A 17,157-nucleotide genomic window follows, 5' to 3' on the forward strand; every position below is an offset into this window, starting at 1 on the left:
AGCGTCTTTAGGCGCAGTTTGGCAACAAGGGGTTATACCCCAAGAGCAAACCACCCGTTTGACGGGTGGTTCTGATTTTTATAGGCCGGCTGTCCTATAAAATAAAACCGGACCTCCTTTAGTGAAAAAGGACGGGTCCGGTCTTTGGTTTAAAACGACGTGACATTATGAACAGGTTGACGGTCAACTGTGCCCGTCCTGGCTAGCTTTTGCAAAATAACATTGAAATAAAATTTTATAAAAAGCGTCTCATATGTTTTTTTCCGTCATAGGAAAATAGCACTGATTTATCTTCTACAACGGTTTCCAGATGGACCGCCTTCCCCCATAACTGCTGAACGTAAGGGAGAGTCTTCTCCACATACTTTAAATCCAGCTCGATTCCTTCGAATTGGTGTTTTAAATACAGCTCCCCGTTCTTTAAATGGTTTCCGTTCTCTACAACGAGATAGGGAAATCCTCCGTTCACGCGAGAATAAACAAGCTGTTCGCGAATGGATTCCCACGTTTTGTCCGTAATTTTCCACTCATTTCCTTTTTTCTCGAACAGATAAAGATCCAGATCCTCGACCAGTTCTTTGGTTAAATAGCTGCGAATGAAGGAGGTGTCGGAATCGAATTCGCGTACCTCGAACAGCTTCCTGCGTCCTTCTCCGGGGGCTCGCCCATACTTTTCGATTTCCTCCGCGGTCGGTTTATCCCAGCGCTTCTCGATATCTTCGAAAATTTTGAGGCCCAGGTAGTACGGATTCAGGCTGTGCCGGGACGGCTGAACGACCGCGGAATTCAGCTTGGCGAATTCAATGGTCTCCTCCGGGGTCAAATCCATTTCCCGCAAAATTCGGATATGCCAGTAGGAGGCCCAGCCTTCGTTCATGATCTTGGTCTCCAGCTGCGGCCAGAAATAAAGCATTTCGTCCCGCATAATGGTTATAATATCACGCTGCCACTCCTCCAGCTCGGGCGCATACTGTTGAATAAACCAGAGCAGATCCTTCTCCGGGGACGGCGGGAATTTCTTCGGAGTGTCCGCCTCTTCCTTTCTATCCTGCATATCATCCAGCGACCACAGATCATCATAGGGGGTAGAGACGCTCGGAAGCTTTTCCTTCTCGCCTTCCTTGTCTTCGCGTTCCCTGGCGTCCTGTTTGTAACGGTAAACAAGGCTCGGGTCGATATGCTCCTGAATAGCCAGCACCGCATCGAGGAAGGCTTCGACCTTCTTGCTGCCGTATTCAATTTCATAGAGACGGATTCTTTCGGCCGAGGCAGACATACTCTCCACCATATTGCGATTCGTACGCGAGAAGCGCACATTATTTTTGAAGAAGTCGCAGTGGGCCAATACATGCGCCACAATCAGCTTGTTCTGGATAAGGGAGTTTCCGTCCAGCAAGAAGGCATAGCACGGGTTCGAATTGATCACCAGCTCATAAATTTTGCTTAATCCGAAATCGTACTGCATCTTCATCTTGTGAAACGTTTTGCCGAAGCTCCAATGGCTGAAGCGGGTCGGCATTCCGTATGCGCCGAACGTGTAAATAATATCGGCCGGACATATTTCATAGCGCATGGGATAAAAGTCAAGTCCGAAGCCTTGCGCAATCTCCGTTATTTCCGCGATGCTCCACTCCAATTGCTTGATTTCGTCGGAGGTCAAGACGATCACCCCGTTTCTTTTTTCGCGAAAAACGTTTTGAGAGCTTTGTACACTTCGCCTTTTTCGCGAATGATGCAGAATTGGAACTTATCGTTCTGAAGCTGCCGGTAAGCGGCCATCAGCGTACTGCTGCGGTTGTACTGATTCACCTCTCCGTATCCGAACATATTGGCCCGCTGTATGATTTTGCCGATCAAATCCAGACATTTGGCATTATCGGAGGTAAGATTGTCGCCATCGGAAAAATGAAACGGATACAAGTTGTAGTACGCCTCCGGATAACGGCTGTCTATGATTTCCAGGCATTTCTGATAAGCGGAGGAGCAGATCGTTCCGCCGCTCTCCCCTTTGGTGAAAAATTCTTCTTCGGTTACTTCCTTGGCTTCCGTATGATGAGCGATGAAGACGATCTCCACCTTCTCATATTTGGAACGCAGAAACCGGGTCATCCAGAAGAAGAAGCTGCGGGCCACATACTTTTCAAAGCTTCCCATCGAACCGCTAGTGTCCATCATCGCAATGATGACGGCATTCGAATGGGGCTTCTCAATTTCCTCCCAGGTTTTAAAGCGCAAATCATCCGGGGAAATTCCGAAGATTCCGGGCTTTCCGGCATTGGCATTGCGCCTTAAATTTTCAAGAATCGTCCGCTTTTTATCAATGTTGGACATGATACCCTTCTTGCGGACATCGTGGAAGACGATATCGGAAGCCTTCATCAGATCCTTCTGCTTCTCCTGCAGATCAGGCAGCTCCAGTTCCTCGAACAGAAGCGTCTCCAGTTCCTCCATCGTCACGTCGGCTTCATAATAATCTTCGCCGGCCTGATCTCCGGCCCCCTGGCCTTGGCCCGGCCGGCCGGATGAGGGATCCGTTCCCAGCACGTCTCCTACCTGGCTATCTCCGTCGCCTTGACCGACATGCTTGGATTTATTGTAATTGTACCGAAAACGGTATTCATCCAGACTGCGGATCGGAACCTTTACGATTTGCTTGCCGTCCGACATAATGATGCTCTCCTCTGTGACGAGGTCAGGAAGATTTTGCTTGATCGCTTCCTTAACCTTCTGCTGATGGCGGGTCTGATCCTGGTAGCCCTTGCGGTGCAAGGACCAGTCTTCCCTGGAAACGATAAATAAAGGCTCGGACATGCAGGCACCTCCTCGAGAATTCTCTCGGATTATTAGCGGATGGATCGGCATGAGCCTGTGCAATTACAGTTTAAGGATGAATGGCATTCGTCTCATGATCTTCGTTATAAACACTGTTCAACTCAATAGAATGCCGCAATCCGCTAATGTTTAGCGATGAATAAGAATGAAGCATTATTCCGGTTGTTATTCAAATATATTCAAGTTTCGCAAAACCATGAATGGAATCCGCCTATTCGGGCCAGGAATTCTATTAAAAAGCAGGGGGCGGAACCTGTGAGAATGGCTCTTGTCCCCCAGCGTACCTCTCCCGGAGCGCGTTGAGAATCTGTTAGTTGGTGAAAAAGGAACCGCCGTTTGTATAGTAAAAAGAATTACCTTGAAAAAGAAAAAGAGGCCTTCCGCCTGGCTGGCGAAAGGCCTCACGGTGCGGGCTTCTCCTAAACTCCCATCCCCATCGAAAAGAGGAAGAAAAGCAGTGGAATCCCGACCAGCAAGCCGCTTAATACGGTTCCAATAACCGCAAACACCTTCTTCCGGTTTTGCTGCAGCAATCCAATGATGCCAAGGATTAGCCCGATTAAAGCGAAAACGAAAGAACCGAGCATTCCAAGCCCGATGAAAAGAAGAGAGGCGACGAGCTCCGGCGTTTGCTGAAGCTGTTCGAGGTTCTCCAGATCGAGATTAGGCATGAGCCCTGCCAATTGGGTGCTCAGGACGGCAACTCCGCCGACAAACAGCACGATATATCCGATTCCGGCTAGAAGCGACATTACGAATGAAGCGATTCCCGGTCCCGAATGCTTCTCGGCGGTTATAAAATGATTTCGAAAGCCCTCCTCCTTATTTTTAAACGATTCCTGTTCTTGCTCATTGAAATGATCCATTCAGCTTTCCCTCCGTTATTAAAGCGATAAATAATGTGTTGATACGGCAATTAAGATAAGATTTCATTCCGTCCTCAATAAGTGCCTTAAGGCTTCAATTAAGAGGCCCCAGATGGCGAAAGCAGTCTACGTCTGCCCAAGGAAATATAAATCTTCATCGCCAAAAATAATATCATTATTTTACCACATCGCAAAGTTTCTATGTTCATTATAGCGTTAAAGCCTCCTCAAAAGCTGTTGGCATCAAGTGAAGCACCCAGTGGAAGTGAAAGATACTGCACGGAATCAACCCGCAAGAACTGCAATCCTGCAGCCTCTTCAAAATTTTTGAAGCGCAAGGAGGAAGAATGCCGTTACAGTATTAATCTATAGCAGCCCAAGGGTGGAAAGGGGGAGAGACGTGGGATCTAATCTACAGAGGTGCAGGGGACAGAAGACTATTCATATCAAACGCTGTTCTTCACCATATGGCTGTTATCCCCCACGCTCAGCAGCTTCATATCGGACATGTGTGTTGGGTTCTCGTCATATGGTGTTATCCCAATCGCTCAGGTTATTCATATCGGACTAGTGTGTGATCTCGTCAAACGACTGCTGCTTCTTTCACTCGTTTCTTCCGCCGCTTCTTCCTTTAACTCAGTGTTTTACCACGGGAAACACGGCTTTAGGCGGATATGAGAATAAATATCAACAATAAACGCAATCTGCAGATGGCCCCCGGTCTCCGATCCATTCTGAGGGAAGGGGATAACAGTCCAAAGTCTCGGCTAGAGGATTCAAAGAGGTAGGAAGATCAAGTGAATGGCGAAAGGAAGGGAAGGCTGATTGCAGACCAAAACTCCAGAGTCCATATTGAAAGTTCCCGAAAAGATGGATGGAAAAATGTCCATTGAAAGTGAAGTTTTCAACAGTTGTTCACAGAATGAAAAAAGAGTTTCGAATCGTCGCGGTTGGCATAGCCCATGAACAAGCAATCGAGAAAAAAATATGATATGATGCTGGCAAAGGTTCTCTGCAGGAGGTTGGAATATGCAAAAATTATTTACCATTTTAGGCAGCATTAATGCTCTACTGGCCGTTGCCCTGGGGGCGTTCGGAGCGCACGGGCTCGCTTCCGTTCTTGATGAGAGACTGCTGAACGTATTCGAGACCGGAGTCAGGTATCATATGTACCATGCTCTGGGGCTGCTCGCCATTGCCGCTCTAAGCGCGAAGATGCCGAATTCGCGTTCGCTGCTGTGGGCCGGCAGACTTCTATTTGTAGGGATCATTTTGTTCTCGGGCAGCTTGTATGTTCTGGCTCTGAGCGGCATCAACAAGCTGGGAATGATCACTCCTTTCGGCGGGGTTATGTTCATCGTAGGATGGGCGCTTGTCGCGGTATCCGCTGTTAAATGGAAGTAAGGGCAAACGGGTACGTTTCTTTCCAGTGCAGTCCGAGAAAGAAGCGGCCCGTTTTTTGGATCGGTAAGTAATCAACGGTTTGTAGAATCGGTCTTGGTTACATTCAGATTCATTGGAGGCTATCTTTCATGAGAGACCGGTGTTGATGGTGCAAGTATACTGAGAAAATCTCCATGCTTCAGTCACCTTAGAAAAACGGAGATAGAAGGTTTTCGTCAGGTTAGGAGGGGAATGATGGAACAGGAATCGTTATCGGTTTTTCATCCGGTGCTCGAAGGCTGGTTTCACCGGTCCTTCGGCGAGCCGACCGAGGTTCAGCGTAAAGCTTGGAAGGAAATTCTGTCCGGGCGCCATACGCTGATTGCTTCGCCGACCGGGTCGGGCAAGACTTTGGCCGCACTGCTTCCATGTCTGAATGCGCTTGTACGGAATAAAGAGAAGCGGACGAATGCCGCCCCGGGAGTAAGAGTACTGTATGTCACGCCGCTCAAGGCTCTCAATAACGACATTCATCATCATTTGTTTCGCTTTGCTGAGGAAATGAAGCAGTATTCGCAGGAAATCGGCGGGAACTGGCAGGATCTGAAAATCGGCATCCGTACCGGGGACACGCTGCAGAGCACCCGGGCTTCCATGCTCAGGAGCCCGCCGGATTTGCTCGTGACGACGCCGGAATCCCTGTATATCATGATGACCTCTCCGAAAGCAAGGGAGATCCTGAAAACGGTGGAGCAGGTCATCGTCGATGAAATCCACAGCCTGGCTGCGGACAAGCGCGGAGCCCATCTGTCGCTTACGCTGGAAAGGCTGGTGGAGTGGAGCGGCCGGTCGTTCCAGCGAATCGGCGTCTCCGCTACGCAGAAGCCACTGGAAAGAGTGGCCCGCTTCTTGGGCGGCTGGGAGGCGCCTGCTGCCGCTGAGAGCGGCGGAGCGATGACGTCGGCCGGGGAAGAGGAGGGCCCCGCCGATCAGGAAAGCGCAGCAAGCGGCGGCAAAGCGGACGTAACCGGCGCGAAGGGAGGAGCGGACGCCGAGGCGAACGACGAAGGCGAGCCGGGAGCGGAACGCGAAGACGCAGCGGAAGGGGGAGGCGGCCGGGAGAGGGCGAGAAGCGTGGCGATTGTGCACAGCGAAATGGAGAAGCGCTACGAGCTGCTCGTCACTATGCCGGAGCGCCCGGCGCCGTCGAAGGAGAAGGAGCTGTTCTGGATTTCCATCGTGGAACGAATCGTTCAACTGATGGAGAACAGCAGAACGGCGCTGATCTTCGTCAACAACCGGCGGCTGTGCGAGCGGCTGACGCTCCGGCTGAACGAGCACTTCGGCTTCGAAGCGGCGCGCTCGCACCACGGCAGCGTCTCCCGCGAGAAGCGGCTCGAGGTCGAGCGGCTGCTGAAGGAAGGCGCCCTGCGCTGCCTCGTCGCGACATCGTCGCTGGAGCTCGGCATCGACGTGGGGCATGTCGAGCTGGTGATCCAGATCGACAGCCCCAAGCAGGCCGCTGCCGGCATCCAGCGCATCGGGCGCGCCGGGCACGCTGTGGGCGACGCCAGCCGCGGCGTCATCCTTGCGCGCAGCCGCGGCGAGCTGCCGGAAGCCGCTGTGCTGGCGCGGCTCATCGCTGCCCGGGACATCGAGGAAATCCGCATTCCGCGGCATTCCCTCGATGTCCTCTCCCAGCAGGTGACGGCGATGGTTGCCGTCGATGACTGGGAGGAGGGGCAGCTCTATCGCGTGCTCACGCGCAGCGACTGCTTCCGCGGCTTCCCGCGCGGCCGGTTCCGCAGTATGCTCGAGGTGCTGGCGGGGCTGTATCCGTTCGCCCGCCCGCTACTCGACTGGGACCGCGACACCGGCCTGCTCCGCCGCCGCGCGCATACGCCCATGGCCGCCGTCATGGGCGCAGGCACTATTCCCCAAAGCAGCGGCTACCCGGTGTACCATATGGACACCCGGCAGCATCTTGGGGAATTGGACGAGGAGTTCGTCTTCGAGAGCCGGCCCGGCGACGTCTTCCAGTTGGGGACGAACTCCTGGTCGATCCGCTCGATCAAGCACGACCGGGTTTACGTGACGGAAGCGGAGAACCGCTTCAGTGAAATACCGTTCTGGCGGGCGGAAGCGCTCGGACGCAGTTACGGGCTGGGAGTCCGGATCGGACGGTTCATGGACGAGCTTGGAGGGCGGATAGAGGAAGATCCCGACCAAGCCCGGCAATGGCTGATGGAGGAATACCGGATGGATGCCGGGGCTTCGGAGCAGTTGATCTCCTGGGTCCGCAGTCAGCAAGCCGCCTGCCCGCTGCCAACCGACCGGCGCATCGTCGTCGAACAGTTCTTGGATGATACGAACCAGCATCATGTCGTTATTCATTCGCTGTTCGGACGACGCTTGAATTTGGCCTGGCAGTTGGCTATTCAGGCCCGGTTGAACGTAGTGGTCCACCGGACATACTTTGCGAACGCGAGGGATAACGGCATCGAATTTATTTTCCCGGAATGGGACCCGGCCTGGTTAGCCGCTCTGCGCGAGGTGGATGCGGCTTCCCTGGATGGGCTTCTGCTGGAATCGCTGCCGGGGACCCCAATGCTCGGAATCGCTTTTCGCCGCATTGCGGAGACCTCTCTGCTGCTGTCCAAAGGCTTCAGCCGAATGCCGGCCTGGAAGAAACGTCTGCGCAGCGAAGGGTTGCTGGAAGAAGCGCTGCCTTATGCGGAGAGATTCCCGTTCCTGCATCAAGCCATGAAGGAATGCATGGAGGATACACTGGATACGGACGGCCTGAAGGAAGTGTTGACCCGCATCGGTAACGGGGAGATCGAATGGCAGGTGGCAAGAACCCGGTTCCCGTCGCCCTTTGCCGCCCAATTTTTGCTGGATTACGTGGGAGTGTCGCTGTATGAGTCCGATGCGTTGAAGCCGGACCTCCAGATCCAGTTGGCCAGCATAAGCAGAGACTTGGCCGCTCAGTATTTCGGCGAGGAGAGCCTTCAGGGGATGATTAGCCCGGAGGTGCTGGATCGGGAGCAGAAGCGGCTGGAGCAGGGAGAAGGCCTTGAATGGCGCGGACCGGATGATCTGTACCGGATCCTTAAGGAACGTGGCGACCATACGAAGGAGGAATTATTCCGATTGGCCGGCAAGCAGGCTGGGGAATGGCTGGACAGCCTTGCGGCCGAAGGACGGGTGGCGGAATGGACCGAATCGGGAGAGGCCCGCTGGATTTGCCGGGATGAACGGCATTTGTACGAGACGATCGGGAGCGATCCGCTTGCGGCGGCCTTCATCTGCAGGCGGTATATCGATCACCGGTTGTCGTTCACTCCGGAGGAATTGCAGCGGAGATACGGTCTTTCGGCACAGCGGACGGAAGAGCTGCTGGCCGAATGGCGGGAGGATAAGGTGATGGAGCCTGCTCCTTTTGCCGACCGGGAGAAGGAGCAGCTATTCACAAGCACCAAGGTAACCCGCCGGATGATCCGGATATCGATTCGGGATTTCCGCAGATCGGTGGAGCGGGTACCATCCGCCCGATTGTGCCGTTACCTGGCCGAACGTCACCGCATCGCTGTCGGCCAGCGTCCGTCCGGGTCGGAGGGCTTGAATGACGTGCTGGGGGAGCTGCAGGGGGTCTACCTCCCCTTGGAGCAGTGGGAGAAGCAAGTCTTCCCCGCGCGGCTGTCCGCTTATCGCAAGGAAGAGCTTGACCTGCTGTTGGCTTCCGGCGAATGGATCTGGATGGGCGCGAAGGAAGATCAGGACAAGGACGGCAGGATCGCCTTCTTCCGAGCCGATTCCAGACCGTTGTATGCCCCGTTTCTGAAGAGCCGGGAAGAACAGAGCGTTCATGCGCCGCTGCTTGATCTCCTCCGGTCCCAAGGAGCAAGCTTCCTGACCGCCTTGAGCCGGGAGGCGGGAGAAGTCCCTTCGGTGATGCTGGACAAGCTGATGGATTTGGTCTGGGAAGGGCGCGTGTCCAACGATCAGCTTGGTCCGATCAGGACCTATCGGCAGAGCAAAGCTTCCCGGACAGGCAAGTTTCAGTCCGGTCTCGGCCGCTGGTATGCGTTGGAGCCGTCTTCTCAAGCGGCCGAAGGCTCTCCGGAAACGGCCGAAACTTCTGCCGTGCAGTGGGCGCATCTGCTGCTTAAGCGATATGGGGTCGTGACCAAGGAAACGGTCAAAGAAGCTCCTTTTTCCTGGGATACGATGATCGGCGTCTTCAAACGGCTGGAAGAATGGGGGATCGTTGCCCGCGGAATGTTCATCCAGGGGGTTAGCGCTATGCAGTTTGCCCTGAAGGAGACTGCGGAGTCGTTAAATACGATCCGCTATTCCGATTCCGAGCTCATCCTGCTGCCAGCCTCCGATCCGGCGAATCCATACGGGATAACGGTTCCGTGGCCGGCGAGGAAGGAAGCGTCCTACGCCCGCAAGCCGGGCAATTACCTGGTTATTCGGGGGGAGCAGTGGCTGCTGTGGCTGGAGCATTATGGCAGAAGAATCATAACGATGGAGGAGGACAAGGCGGGCAGCTCGCGGAGCGGGGAAGGCCCGGATTGGAAAGAGCTGCTGCCGGAGCTGCTCATGCAGACCCTCCGCCAGAGCGGCCAGAGGAAAATCGCCGTCGAGCAGTGGAACGGCCTCCCGGTCGGAGAGACGGAGGCGGCGGACTGGCTGCTGCACAGAGGAGCCGAGCGCGATCGCCATAAAATCGTTATATGGCCCAGCTCATTCCGTTAGCTGCCTATACCCGCATGTACCTGTCCCTCATATGCTACAGTACGGGTTCGTTAAGGCACAGGAACTTCTTGGGAAGTTCCTGACAGGGGACCATCTTGGGAAAGGGGATGCTTAACCATGATGCAGGTCATTCCGATGGATATAGGCGGTCGTACCGCACTGGGGATCGAAGTAAAGCTGCCGAAAACCACCTTGCTCGCCGTCACTACCGACAAGGGATATATTATGTGCGGCGCCTTGGATGTGAAGCTTCTTAACGACAAGCTCAAGGATCGCAAAATCATCGCCGGCCGGGCCGTTGGAGTCCGAACGTTGGAGGAGCTTCTGGAGGCTCCATTGGAATCCGTTACTCTGGAAGCGGAGGCACTGGGCATTCACACGGGGATGAAGGGAATAGAGGCAATTGCCCGGATGATGTGAGCCTTGGTTGATCCCATAGCAGCACAGCCCGTCACTGTCGGTCCGCATCCGAAGGAGCGGACCTCTTTTTTCTTGACCGGGAGCTTTCTGTGGAAAAAGTGGAATAAAATAGAATAAACGCATCCGTTTAGCTCTGTCGGCCGTCGATTAACGGCGTATAACTGAGATCATGCGAAAAGCCTGCACGGTATGATAATAAAATGGAGTAGGTTTAAAAACTGTAGCCAAGAGACTTCTATTTGTTTGTGTACAACCAAGATCGAACGAAACCCTGAGCGCCCGGAATATAACGGACCCCAGAGACTTTAATCGGTCTAGAAGAGCCTTTCAGTAATTTTAACGGACTCGGATGACCTTATTCCCAAGCATTGCATGCGAAGATAGGAGAATTCCGATCAATAAGCGCAGCTGTGTCCGTTTAATCTAAAAAAACCGCCTATTTTGATGAAATAGGGTCTCCCAGGTCCGTTACAGACTATTGATCCCGTACAAACCATTCGGCCTTCCGATAGAACTATCAACCTATTTATGTACCCCTTAAACGATAGATAGTCGTTCTTTATTCCCGAGTACCTTTAACGGGGGATATGATAAAATATAGAAGGCTATTGACGGAGTTGGTCCAAGATACGCTCTTGGCTGCCGGTCTGTAGCGGTGCAGGAAATGGAGGGATGGCATGATCATTTGGATAAACGGGGCGTTTGGCTCCGGCAAGACGCAGACTTCTTTGGAATTGCGCCGGAGGTTGGCCTCATCCTTTATCTTTGATCCGGAGAACGCCGGGTATTACATCCGCAAGAATCTCCCCAGAGAAGCTTCCCGGGATGATTTTCAGGATTATTCCATGTGGCGGGAGTTCAATTACTCGATGTTAAAATACATATCCGGACAGTACCCGGGGATTATTATCGTGCCTATGACCGTGGTTCAGCCGCTGTATTTTGAAGAAGTGGTCGGCCGCTTAAGAAACGATGGAATTACGGTTCATCATTTTACGCTGTGTGCCTCGAAGGAAACGCTGCTTAGAAGGCTTCGCTCCAGGGGGAACGGTCCCAATAGCTGGGCCGCGCAGCAGATAGACCGTTGTGTGGACGGGCTGTCCAACGACATTTTCCGGCACCATCTCGATACGGAGAGCCTTAACATAGGGGCGGTGGCGGATAAGATTGCCTCCATGCTGAACCTCACGCTTCAACCGGATACCCGCGGGAAGCTTAGAAGAGCATTGGACCGATGGCTTACGCTAGGAAAATGAGCTGAGAGGGCGAGGGCCATCTTTTAAGGGCTGTATCCGGCCTTTAGCAGCTTCAACTGCGATTCGCTAACAGGCCTGTCTCTGTTATAATAAAGTTTAATCCGTGCGGCGAGATTACATTGCCGACATTAATAAGACCGCGATACTAAGCAAAGGTTGTATCGTGAGCCGTTGTAGATGAGGTGCTTTATGAGAAGTTATTTGGATCTGTTACAAGATGTGCTGGATAACGGTGTGCAAAAGGAGGACCGGACGGGAACCGGAACGATTTCGGTGTTCGGCCGTCAGCTTAGATTTGACTTGTCGGAGGGGTTTCCGCTCGTTACGACCAAGAAATTGCATCTCCGCTCCATCATTCATGAGCTGCTCTGGTTTCTGAGCGGGGATACCAATATTCGTTATCTTCAGGAAAACGGTGTGACGATCTGGGACGAATGGGCAGACGAGAACGGGGACCTCGGGCAGGTTTACGGATCACAATGGCGTACCTGGCCTGCTCCGGACGGCAGACGAATCGATCAGATCAGTCAGGTGATCGAACAAATCAAGAGCAATCCGGATTCCCGGCGGCATTTGGTGAGTGCCTGGAATGTGGCGGAGATTGAGGAGATGGCGCTGCCGCCCTGCCATTATGCCTTCCAATTTTATGTGGCCGACGGCAAGCTTTCCTGTATGTTTACGATGCGGAGCGTCGACACTTTCCTCGGGCTTCCCTTCAATATCGCCAGCTACGCATTGCTGACGCATATGGTGGCGGAGCAGTGCGGGCTGAAGCCCGGAGAATTGATCTGGTCCGGAGGAGATGTGCATATCTACTCCAATCATATTGAGCAGGTGAAGCTTCAGTTGACCCGCGAGCCCTATCCGCTCCCTCAACTGGTTATTAAGCGGAAGCCGGACTCGATCTTCGATTACCGCTATGAAGACTTTGAAATTGTCAATTACCAGTGCCATCCGCGGATCAAGGCGCCTATTGCGGTTTAGAGTCTGTCCGAAGGAACACAGGAATCAAAATAAGGGACTGTTTGAAGCAGTGAACTGCTGTGACGGCATCCTGATATGGTGGTAGCAAGTCACGGAGAAGAACGTTCGGAACTGGAGAAGCGTTTAGCGTTCGTCTTGTTATCCTCGGATTTCTAGAATTCCGAGGATAACCGTGATCGGAAGTCCAATCAGTCCCGGAGTGCAGAATACATTGTCTGAACAAAGACCTGCGTAATGCAGGTCTTTGGACAAATTTTCGTTAAAAGGTCCAAAGACATGAAGATGCGCAGGTAAATTCGGCCATTTTGGCTAATTTTTTGCGATTTTGGCGTCCAAAGACCTGCGGTTTTGATCATCTTTGCGGGATTTTACCGGATTCGTGCTAATAGACCTGCACTTTTACCGTCTAGACCGGAATTCGATAATGAAAGGGAAATGAAATAAATGATGACGAAGATAGAGAAGCAGAATACGAACGGAGCGATTTCCATGGTCGCGGCGATGGCCAGCAACCGGATTATCGGCAGCGGGAACCGAATTCCTTGGAGGCTTCCCGCGGATATGGCCCATTTTCGCCGGACGACGATGGGACATTCGATTCTGATGGGAAGGAAGACGTTCGAATCGATCGGCAAAGCTTTGGACGGGCGCCGCAACATCGTGCTGACGTCGAATCGGCAGTACAAGGCGGAAGGCTGTGACATTGTCCATTCCGTAGAGGAAGCGCTCGAACGGTACGGGAACGAAGAGCTGTATGTGATCGGCGGTGCGGAAATTTACCGGTTATTTATGCCCTATGCGGACAAGCTGTTCATGACGGAGATCGATCAAGATTTCGAAGGGGATGCAAGCTTTCCGGAAATCGATTTGGAGGAGTGGGCGGTTACCGATTGCCGCGAGGGAGAAATGGACGAGAAGAACAAATACCCCCACCGGTTCGTTGTCTATGAAAGAAGAAGGTAAGCGGCCGCTTACCGCTGCAATGACGAACAGAACAGGAGAGTGAACATGCCGCGTAATGCGGCTTTCTTTTTACCACATTAGGAAGTTATAAGCTTAAAGCATCAGTGCGGAAAGGAAGGCCTTTCTACCGGCTTTTTGCACGAGGGAGGAAGCTTGAAGGCAGAATTAAACCATCGATGGATACAGGAGGCCCTCATGATAAAAATGACAGCGCTTTCTTTAAAGACAAAGCTTCTATTGCTCATCCTTCTCTTAGTACTGCCGTATCTGTTTTTTAATATTTTTACGTATATCCGTCTGGAAAAGCAAATTGAAATTAACGCCATGCATTACAGCGAACAGCTCGTACAGCAGCTGAGCAGCCGCCTGGATACGTATTTTGAAGATTTGGATCGGTCATCTCTTCCGGTTATTGTTCATCCTCTTGTTCAACAATTAATGGATATTTCTCCGGCGAAAGATAATTATCGGCTTTTCCACCTGTCGGAACGGATTCGTGAAGAAGTCATTCCTTCCGTTATTTTCGAACGGCCGGAAATATACGGTTTCAAAATCGTGTCCGATCAAGGCGCTGCGGTCGGCAATTTTAGAGGACTGCAGAATGAAAGCGCAAGTGCAAACCATTGGGGTGGTTTTCCGGATGATCGATATACAATCATTGGAATTCATTATTTGGATTCTACACCGATTTTAACGATTGCGAGAAAATTTTTGTCCACTCCCTCTTTTCGGCATTCGGGGTTATTGGTGTTCGAGTTAAGGTTGAATCATTTAACCCAGCATTTTAGAGAGGTTGAACTTGGCCCCTCCGGCTCCCTGCAAGTAATCAATGAAAACCAACAGGTATTGTTTCATTCTCAAGAAGAAAAAATAGGTCAGCTTGCGGAGAACACAGCGCCCGAACTGTTAAACGGGCCGGCTATCGGATCGTTCATAACGAGGAGCGAACAGGGTGAGAAACGAATTATATCCTTCCACCGGTCTGAGCCGATGGGCCTTACGGTAATTTCGGAAGTTCCTTATGTCGATTTAACGTCGGAATCCGGTAATGTTCGTCACATGAATATGTGGATCCACCTGGCCTTTATTGCCGTGATTATATTGGGGGTCGGTTTCTTTTCCTTGTCGCTGACGAGATCCGTTTCTCATTTGCAAAAATTAATGCGACAGGCTGAAACAGGGAACCTGCATGTCAAGGCACCCGAAAATCGCCAGGATGAGATCGGACGGCTGAACAGGAGCTTTAATCATATGGTAGGACAGATCAAACATCTAATTGAAGTCATACATAAATCGGAGCTTCGAGAGAAGGAAGGGGTCATCAGGCAAAGAGAAGCCATGCTGCTGGCGATGCAGGCACAGATTAACCCCCACTTTTTGTACAACACGCTGGAAATTATTAATTCTTACGCGATTGTGCAGGAAGTGATGCCCATCAGCCGAATGGCCACAGCACTGGGAGAAATGTTCCGGTACAGCTTTAATAAGCAGGCGCAGGTCTCGCTTCGGGATGAATTGGAGCATGTCCGCCGGTATCTTGAAATACAAAGTGAGCGCTATCCGCAATTAGATATACAAATGATGTTTGACGACTATAATCTTAATGCTGTCAAAGCCGTTCGTCTCATCGTGCAGCCCATAGTGGAAAATGCCTTCAAGCACGGGTACCAAAAGAATCGTATAAAACCGGATTACATAGGGATATCGGGAAAGGCTTGTCCTGATGGTTATCGGATTATTGTATCTGATCGTGGAATGGGCATGGAACCCGGCCAGATAGAGCATTTTAACCGGCAATTTCGCCATACCTCCAACGAGCAAACGCGGACGGAAGGCATCGGGTTGTGGAATGTTCATCAGCGTATACGCCTGACCTATGGCAAGCCTTACGGTCTGACCATTATAAGGTCCGGAGCAAGAGGGACAGACATTGAAATGAAGCTTCCCTACACATGACCGGACTCAAAATCAGAGAGGTGATTCAAGGATGTACTCGGTTCTGGTGGTTGACGATGAATTCATGATTAAACGCAGTTTGGCGAAAATGATCCAGAATAATCATAACCGGTTCACCATCGTGGGAGAGGCTGAAGATGGGAAAGAGGCTTGGACAAAGATTCAGCAATTAAAGCCGGATGTCTTGGTGACCGATATCTGCATGCCGATCATGGATGGGCTCGCTTTGATCCAGGCGGTAAGAGAGAAGTACAAATTCATTGAACCGATCATTATTTCCGGCCACGACGAGTTTGCGTATGCGCAGAAGGCCGTACAGTTCGGAGTCCATGATTATTTATTGAAGCCCCTTCGACCGGATATTCTGTATGAAACATTGGAACGCGTATTTGCCAAGCTTGAGGAACGTAATCAACGATTCGCCAAACATGGTGAATGGGCTGTCCTGTGCCGCGATGCCGCAAACAGACTGGTGGAGTTCATGCTGCTTTTTAACGAAGGCCGTGTTCTCGCGGAGCTTAAAAGCTGCCACCGGCTTATGCTCGATATGGAATCGGCATTGGCCCCTTATCCCCTCAAAAATATGGTTCACGATTTAATATCGGCCTGCCAATCTCTGCTCTCCAATAAGTATGGTTGTACAAGCACGGAAACGGCATCCTTGAACGGTACATCGATCTCGCCGGACCATTATTTTATTCAAATGCGGGGCTCCATCCTGGCCATGATGAACAAACTGCGCAGTAAAAAAAATTTAAAGGTAAATTTAAAAATTAATCAGGCCATTGAATTGATTAATCAGCGTTTTACAGCGCTGCTCTCGCTGGAGGACATCGCGCAGGCGGTAGGATTGACCCCCGCTTATTTCAGCAGTGCATTTAGAGAAGCTGTCGGGATGAGCTTTGTCCAATATGTGACCCATTTAAGGATGAGCAGGGCCCAGGAGCTGCTGAAAGATTCCTCTTTGAAAACGTACGAAGTTGCCGAAGCCGTCGGTTATTATAATTACCCTCATTTTTCACGCGCATTTAAAAAGCATTCAGGCTTATCGCCGGACCAATTCCGAAGGAAGTCGTAAAAAAGCGCAACATTTAAAAAAATAGATCATGTCCATAGCGCTAAAGTAAAACTAAAATAATGATAGCGCTATCATTATTGGGTAAAGGAGCATTCCTGTAATTAATTAATTTTGAGGTTTGAACAAAAAAAGCGCCTCCTGTATGCTGGGTCTCGGAATGGTGCACATTCACTGCCCTAATTAAGAGGAGGACGCTCACTATGAAGCATAACCAATCTAGCAAGCAAAATCAACGAATCATGCGAATTTCTGAAACCACATTGGTAATAGGAACAGACATTGCCAAGCGGAACCATGTGGCTCGAGCATTCAATTATCGTGGGATCGAGCTTGGCAAACGCTGCCTGTTTACCAACGATGACAACGGGTTAAATAACCTAATCGCATGGGCGAGCAGCCTTCAGAAAGAACACGGAATGAATGACATCATTATGGGTGTTGAGCCCACAGGTCATTACTGGTTTCCGTTGTATCACTTTATGAAGTGTCGCGGAATTGAAGTAGTACTCATCAACCCGCATCATGTGAACAAGAGCAAGGAACTTGATGACAACTCGCCAACCAAAAACGACGTCAAGGATGCCAAAGTCATAGGAAAATTGGTGATCGACGGTCGTTATACGAAGCCTCAGTTACCAGAAGGAGTCTACGCGGA

At 51.4% G+C, this 17,157-nt stretch carries 12 protein-coding genes; 9 read left to right on the forward strand and 3 right to left on the reverse strand.

Going from position 1 to position 17,157, the window contains the following annotated elements; genetic code table 11:
• Positions 1 to 235 precede the first annotated feature (235 nt).
• The 3 genes from FS806_RS23180 to FS806_RS23190 form a co-directional block, all read right to left on the reverse strand.
• Entirely contained in the window at positions 236 to 1,660 is a 1,425-nt protein-coding gene (locus FS806_RS23180; protein ID WP_144941421.1) for a SpoVR family protein, read from the reverse strand.
• Between the two features lie 5 nt (positions 1,661 to 1,665).
• Positions 1,666 to 2,811, reverse strand: a complete 1,146-nt coding sequence (yhbH, locus tag FS806_RS23185) for a sporulation protein YhbH (protein WP_144941423.1) — start codon at positions 2,809 to 2,811, stop codon at positions 1,666 to 1,668.
• A 440-nt stretch (positions 2,812 to 3,251) separates the two neighbouring features.
• On the reverse strand, positions 3,252 to 3,698 hold the full coding sequence (locus tag FS806_RS23190) for a hypothetical protein (RefSeq protein ID WP_144941425.1): 447 nt from the start codon (positions 3,696 to 3,698) through the stop codon (positions 3,252 to 3,254).
• Positions 3,699 to 4,727: 1,029 nt separating this feature from the next.
• Between FS806_RS23190 and FS806_RS23195 the strand changes: the two genes are divergently transcribed.
• From FS806_RS23195 to FS806_RS23235, 9 genes are all read left to right on the forward strand, one after another.
• Complete coding sequence (locus tag FS806_RS23195; protein ID WP_144941427.1) at positions 4,728 to 5,102, forward strand: DUF423 domain-containing protein; 375 nt, start codon at positions 4,728 to 4,730, stop codon at positions 5,100 to 5,102.
• Positions 5,103 to 5,336: 234 nt separating this feature from the next.
• Positions 5,337 to 9,845: a DEAD/DEAH box helicase gene (locus FS806_RS23200; protein ID WP_144941429.1), complete on the forward strand. Its 4,509-nt coding sequence runs from the start codon at positions 5,337 to 5,339 to the stop codon at positions 9,843 to 9,845.
• Between the two features lie 117 nt (positions 9,846 to 9,962).
• Positions 9,963 to 10,265, forward strand: coding sequence for a YunC family protein (locus tag FS806_RS23205; protein WP_144941431.1), 303 nt, complete (start codon positions 9,963 to 9,965; stop codon positions 10,263 to 10,265).
• Positions 10,266 to 10,942: 677 nt separating this feature from the next.
• Positions 10,943 to 11,521 (forward strand): AAA family ATPase, encoded by a 579-nt coding sequence (locus tag FS806_RS23210; protein ID WP_144941433.1) that lies wholly within the window; start codon positions 10,943 to 10,945, stop codon positions 11,519 to 11,521.
• 189 nt (positions 11,522 to 11,710) lie between these two features.
• Entirely contained in the window at positions 11,711 to 12,505 is a 795-nt protein-coding gene (thyA, locus tag FS806_RS23215) for a thymidylate synthase (protein WP_144941435.1), read from the forward strand.
• Between the two features lie 444 nt (positions 12,506 to 12,949).
• On the forward strand, positions 12,950 to 13,468 hold the full coding sequence (locus FS806_RS23220) for a dihydrofolate reductase (RefSeq protein ID WP_225312788.1): 519 nt from the start codon (positions 12,950 to 12,952) through the stop codon (positions 13,466 to 13,468).
• A gap of 195 nt (positions 13,469 to 13,663) precedes the next feature.
• Entirely contained in the window at positions 13,664 to 15,424 is a 1,761-nt protein-coding gene (locus FS806_RS23225; RefSeq protein WP_144941437.1) for a sensor histidine kinase, read from the forward strand.
• A 31-nt stretch (positions 15,425 to 15,455) separates the two neighbouring features.
• Positions 15,456 to 16,502: a response regulator transcription factor gene (locus FS806_RS23230; protein WP_144941439.1), complete on the forward strand. Its 1,047-nt coding sequence runs from the start codon at positions 15,456 to 15,458 to the stop codon at positions 16,500 to 16,502.
• A gap of 200 nt (positions 16,503 to 16,702) precedes the next feature.
• The coding region (locus FS806_RS23235; protein WP_144941442.1) for an IS110 family transposase at positions 16,703 to 17,157 on the forward strand (455 nt) is incomplete at its 3' end.

This window comes from Paenibacillus sp. 32O-W (genome assembly GCF_007679495.1).
In the GTDB taxonomy this organism is placed as follows: Bacteria; Bacillota; Bacilli; order Paenibacillales; family NBRC-103111; genus Paenibacillus_L; species Paenibacillus_L residui.